This is a genomic window from Candidatus Erwinia dacicola (assembly GCF_001756855.1).
GTDB lineage: Bacteria > Pseudomonadota > Gammaproteobacteria > Enterobacterales > Enterobacteriaceae > Erwinia > Erwinia dacicola.
On sequence record NZ_MAYS01000223.1, the window covers coordinates 1 to 4,819 of the forward strand.

At 47.2% G+C, this 4,819-nt stretch carries 4 protein-coding genes and 1 pseudogene; 4 read left to right on the top strand and 1 reads right to left on the bottom strand.

All coding sequences use genetic code 11. The features are described 5' to 3' along the window. The first annotated feature begins 645 nt into the window (after positions 1 to 645). From BBW68_RS06955 to BBW68_RS06970, 4 genes are read left to right on the top strand one after another with little or no spacing between them, the layout of a single operon-like run. Positions 646 to 1,815 carry a radical SAM protein gene (locus tag BBW68_RS06955; RefSeq protein WP_070134568.1) on the top strand — a complete coding sequence of 390 codons (1,170 nt, stop codon included), beginning with the start codon at positions 646 to 648 and terminating at the stop codon, positions 1,813 to 1,815. Positions 1,816 to 1,819: 4 nt separating this feature from the next. Then, on the top strand, positions 1,820 to 2,086 hold the full coding sequence (locus BBW68_RS06960; RefSeq protein WP_162475346.1) for an acyl carrier protein: 267 nt from the start codon (positions 1,820 to 1,822) through the stop codon (positions 2,084 to 2,086). 20 nt (positions 2,087 to 2,106) lie between these two features. After that, entirely contained in the window at positions 2,107 to 3,357 is a 1,251-nt protein-coding gene (locus tag BBW68_RS06965) for an ATP-grasp domain-containing protein (RefSeq protein ID WP_070134570.1), read from the top strand. Further along, positions 3,354 to 4,352 (top strand): Gfo/Idh/MocA family protein, encoded by a 999-nt coding sequence (locus BBW68_RS06970; RefSeq protein WP_070134571.1) that lies wholly within the window; start codon positions 3,354 to 3,356, stop codon positions 4,350 to 4,352. Before BBW68_RS06965 ends, BBW68_RS06970 begins: the two co-directional genes overlap by 4 nt. A 154-nt stretch (positions 4,353 to 4,506) precedes the next feature. Here BBW68_RS06970 and BBW68_RS19650 read toward each other — a convergent pair. After that, positions 4,507 to 4,758 (bottom strand): annotated as a pseudogene (locus BBW68_RS19650) (IS481 family transposase); the annotation flags it as partial. Between the last annotated feature and the right edge of the window lie 61 nt (positions 4,759 to 4,819).

The window sequence follows — 4,819 nt, forward strand, 5'->3', positions numbered from 1 at the left end:
CGAGCGTGAGCAGGAATGACTTCTGGTCTTTGCCAAAAATGGTGTCAATCTCGAAATAGCTAGGTTTCTGTTTGAGTTCGGCTTCAGTTAGGCGATGTTCAATGCCAACACGGTTGGGAATAGAACGTAGCGCCCTGTAATGGCGCTACGTTCAGGTACTAATTCGTCTGGCAGAAAAGCTTCCTGTTGACTATCATTATATGGCACAATGGCTTTGTTGAATAAATGGAGATTATGCTGCGAACCCATAAAAAGAGCGAGCTTCCATAACATAAAATCAGTAAGTTACAACCAATGTTCGGTAATACATGCCTGGAACGGCTAGCATCTTCGTCCAAAACCGGTATATTAAAACAGCATGATTACCTTTTATTCAACAAAGCCTAGCACAAGATAGTGTAAAAATTTATCTTAAGGGTGGCATGAGCGAAGAGCAACAATAGCTTCAATGAAGCTCAGCGCGCAGCAATCCGCTACGTCACGGGCTATTCAGTGGCATCAGGCCACATTGGTATAACGGCGATCTGACACCAAACGAATCTGAGTGACTGTTTTACTTACAGTCTAGTGCAGTGGCTAGTAGTTGACCACTACAGTGGTTGGTGACATAGGTTAATTAATCACCATGCCAGAGGAGTAATAAATATGCATCCCAAAACAGTCCGCATCCTTAATCGGGGAGAGTTTGAGCAACTGAAGAATACTATTGCTCTTCGATCAAAAGCTCGTAACGCGCTGACTAATAATCCGTGTTACGCCGCCGCGACGCCGGCAGATGTCAGCCTTCAATTAACCTATCGTTGCAATCTGCGTTGTAAACACTGTTATCAATGGAATGATAAAGGGTCCTTTCATGATATGGATCATGAACAGCAGAAAACGGAACTCCCGCTTAATATTATTGAAAAGGTGCTGCAGGAAACACATACGCCTAACGCGAAGTTGTTCTTATGGGGCGGAGAACCTTTGATGCACTCACAATTCAGTGAAATATCGAAGCTTTTACAACGTCATCCTCGAACTGTCATCATGTGTACCAATGGTATTCTGATAAAAAAGAAAATAGATGATTTGCTGGCGATCGGTAGCCATTTGAACTTGCTGGTGAGCTTGGATGGTCTGGAAAGTGATCACGATGCGTTGCGTGGCAAAGGCAAATTTCGGCAGACCATAGAAAATATTCAATACCTACTTAATCTGAAAGAGGAAGGCCGTTTTCAGGGGGAGATTTCCCTTTCCTGCATGGTTTCAGAAAGTGGGGTGGGGAAAATGTACAACTTCATGGAATGGGCCGAACAGATGTGCATAAATACCGTTTATTTCCAATATCCATGGTTCATCAGCCCTGATGTCGCCACAAATATGGATGGCTATTTCCGGGATAAATTCTGTTGGATGAATGTGCCCTCAGAAAAACCAACTTGGCATTCCTATACCTATCAACTTACGGAAAGCCACTTACCGTTATTGCGTGAGTCATTAGCAAAACTGGCATCGCGTCCTTGGCGCTGCCGAATTCGTTATCAGCCGCAGCTTGAAGACGATGAGATTGATGATTTTATTCGTGGTACCTCCCGACCTGCACAGCGTCGTCAACAATGTCTGGCAGTATCCAATCGTCTGGAAGTACATGCTAATGGGGATGTTACGTCATGCAAATTTTTTTCCGAATTTGTCATCGGCAATCTTCATGACCAGTCGGTTGATGACATCTGGCATGGTCCTGACTTTCAAAAAATTCGCGAAACCTTGAATCGAGAAGGATTAATGCCTGTGTGTTCCAAATGTATTCTTTTATATCTTAACGGAGTTTAACTTGATGACGGATGCTCTTGTGATAGAAGTACAATCCTTATTGGTTGAAATACTGGGAAATAATGGAAGCAAGAAAGAATTAAGCAGGGAGGATAATATTGCCACCGACTTGGGAATAGATTCAATACAAATGATTAATTTTTTTCTGACATTGGAGAATAAGTACAATATTGCGTTTGATTATGAGTCTATAGAAATAGAAAACTTTACTATCGGACGTTGCTGCGATTTAATAAATAAACTACAACATCAGGATATTATTGAAAAATAAAAAAACAGAGATATAATATTATGGATAGCAAACGTTATATCCATTTCGGCACCTTTGATGCCGAACGTTACTGGCGTCCTGATGACGTTGTCAGTTTGCCCGCTATTGTCGACCGGCAGGGACAACGCATTATTGCGCAGATGGATCAACTGTTATCGATACGCTGCCAGCCCGACGATATTCTTATGGCCAGAACAGCTTTCTCGCCTGCACTGCGTGCAGCATTGATTGAGGCTAATATTCGCTTTTTTGAACATCCACTTCCGCCGTTTCCCCAGTTGCAAGCAGAACAAATGGTTTCCTCTCTGCCTGCGACTTATAACTTGGCACCCTATGCGGTTACCAATGCTGTCACGGCATTAAAGCATCACTGGCAATTTACATCGCCGCTGCCTGATGCAGAAAATGTCGCTAGGTTGAGTTCAAAAACATGGTCAAATCAGTGGGTTATTTCACATCAACTGCCCGGCGATTGTGAGGTTATTACCGAAGTGGCGCAACTCCGCCGCTACGCGATGGATCAGGACAGCATTGGTTTCATCCTCAAAGACCCTTATGGCGTAGCCGGTAGGGGGACTATCCATATTACCTCTAGTGCCGTACTGGAAAATATCTGCCGTCATTTGGAAAAGCAAATCAGATCCGGGATAGAGCTGGTACTACTGGCTCAACCGTTTCTTCCGCGGCGTACCGATTTTTCCGCCCATCTGTATATTAGCGAGAGTGGTAATATCGAATGGCTCGGATTTCGGCAAATGCAGAATAACGGATTTGCTTATAGCGGTTCGGGCGCGCTTACGTCTTCAATGATAATCCGCCTGACGGAGGAACGTTATCAGGATCTGGCATGTAAACTCGCGACAGATATTGCGCAACAGGGGTATTTCGGTCCATTGTGCATTGACGCAATGTTACTGGAGGACGACCGTATTATTCCCGTACTAGAAGTTAACCCTCGGGTTTCGATGGGCTTGCTGAGCCTGCTGCTAGAAAAAAAGTTCGCGTCGGAGTTTGCCGTCGATATGTGTGTCTGGTCGGTAAAAATCACCTCTACGGATTTCATCGAGCGCCTGTTGTTGCAACTTGACAAACAGGCGGTTATGGCAGCTCAGGATCGTCCGGGTATATTGCCTCTGTCATCAGCAACATTGTTGTGTCCTCGTGGACGACTCTATTTCGCACGCGTCTATCCAGCGGATAGACCGGAAGCAGCGGCTGGCTATGAAGAACAGCTGCTGCGGGCACTGGAAGCCAGTGGGGGGGCGCTGTGAAAAAAGGCATGCTGACCATTGGGCTGTTGGGTGCGACATTTATCGCTGAGAAAGCCATTATCCTGCCAGCTCGTAGCCGCGGCCTGGTTACCGTACGCGGTATTGCCGCCAGCGATTACGCCCGAGCGCAAGCTTTGGCCACACGGTACCCGCCGATGATCGCTTATGAAGATTATGACTCATTATTGCGTGATCCTGCGATAGACATTGCCTACATATCGCTACATAACGCGGCGCATGCCATGATGGCGCTGGATGCTATCCATGCTGGTAAGCATGTGATCGTTGAAAAGCCACTCTGTCTGGGACGACGGGAATGGCATGCCATTCAACAGGCCTCCCAGACCAAACAGGTTAAGGTGATAGAGGCGGTTATGTGTGCCGAGCATCCTTGGCAGAGCAGTGTCTCGTCGCTGATTAGCGGACAGAGGCTGGGGACGCTGGAGTCGGTGCATACCACTATTTCATTCAGTCTGTCCGCGTTACGGGGATATCGTTGTCGACCTGAACTCGGTGGCGGTGCGTTTCTGGATAGCGCCAGCTACTGGCTGCAAATGTTGCAGGCCACCTTACCGCTTCACCCCGTTGGTATCGTAGGCCACTCCACCTTCAGTGGCCCTAATGGAGTTGATCAAGAGTTTCAGGCCAGCATTGATCTCGGTAACGGATGTCACGCCGAGCTGAATTGTCGTTTTTCTGATAATTATGAGGCGTCTCATGAATGGCGGTTCAGTCACGGGCTGGTTCGTTTACATAATTTCCTGTTGCCCGCCACTGCCTCTTTCCCCGTGAATTTGCATGTCACCTACCGGAATGGAACGCGCGAGGTGATAACGCATCCTGCCAGCTACTACTATGAGGATCAGCTACGTCGCATTGAAGGATATTATTCTGCTGATCTTGCGGAGTGGAAAAATACTGAATGTCACCAGGCGCAGCGTGTATCGCTGATGGAAGATATTTATCTGGCTGCATTAATGCATAAAATAAGGTGAAGCGCAACACCCCATACTGTCAATAGTACCGGAAGTCATCCCCGTCAGTGTTTCCCCTTCGTCGCTGAATTCCGGTGACATGCAGCAGCAGGCTGCCAGTGAGTCGGTCACATTATATCTTCCCAGCGGGATTCGTATGTGCATGGTTAGGATCTTCCTTGCCGGCAGGGGTATGCGACTGCCAGTCAATATGCAATTTCCGCATCATGTTACTGAAGACCCGGCTTTTGGTCACGGGGCCGTTATCGAGATACAGCATATTGGGACGTCCCTAGAAATGGGGTTCAGGAATGGAGGGTTTGGGTGCCATGACATTGAAGGGAAAACGCAATGCCGATTCAGCGTCTTCACCGTAAACGCATCGATATTCCTAGTAGGTGAAGCCACTGCGATTCGACCCCATGCTCTTGAACGTAGTGCCCTTACAGGGCGAGCGTCACGGCTTCGCCGTTCCGGTGCTTTGCATG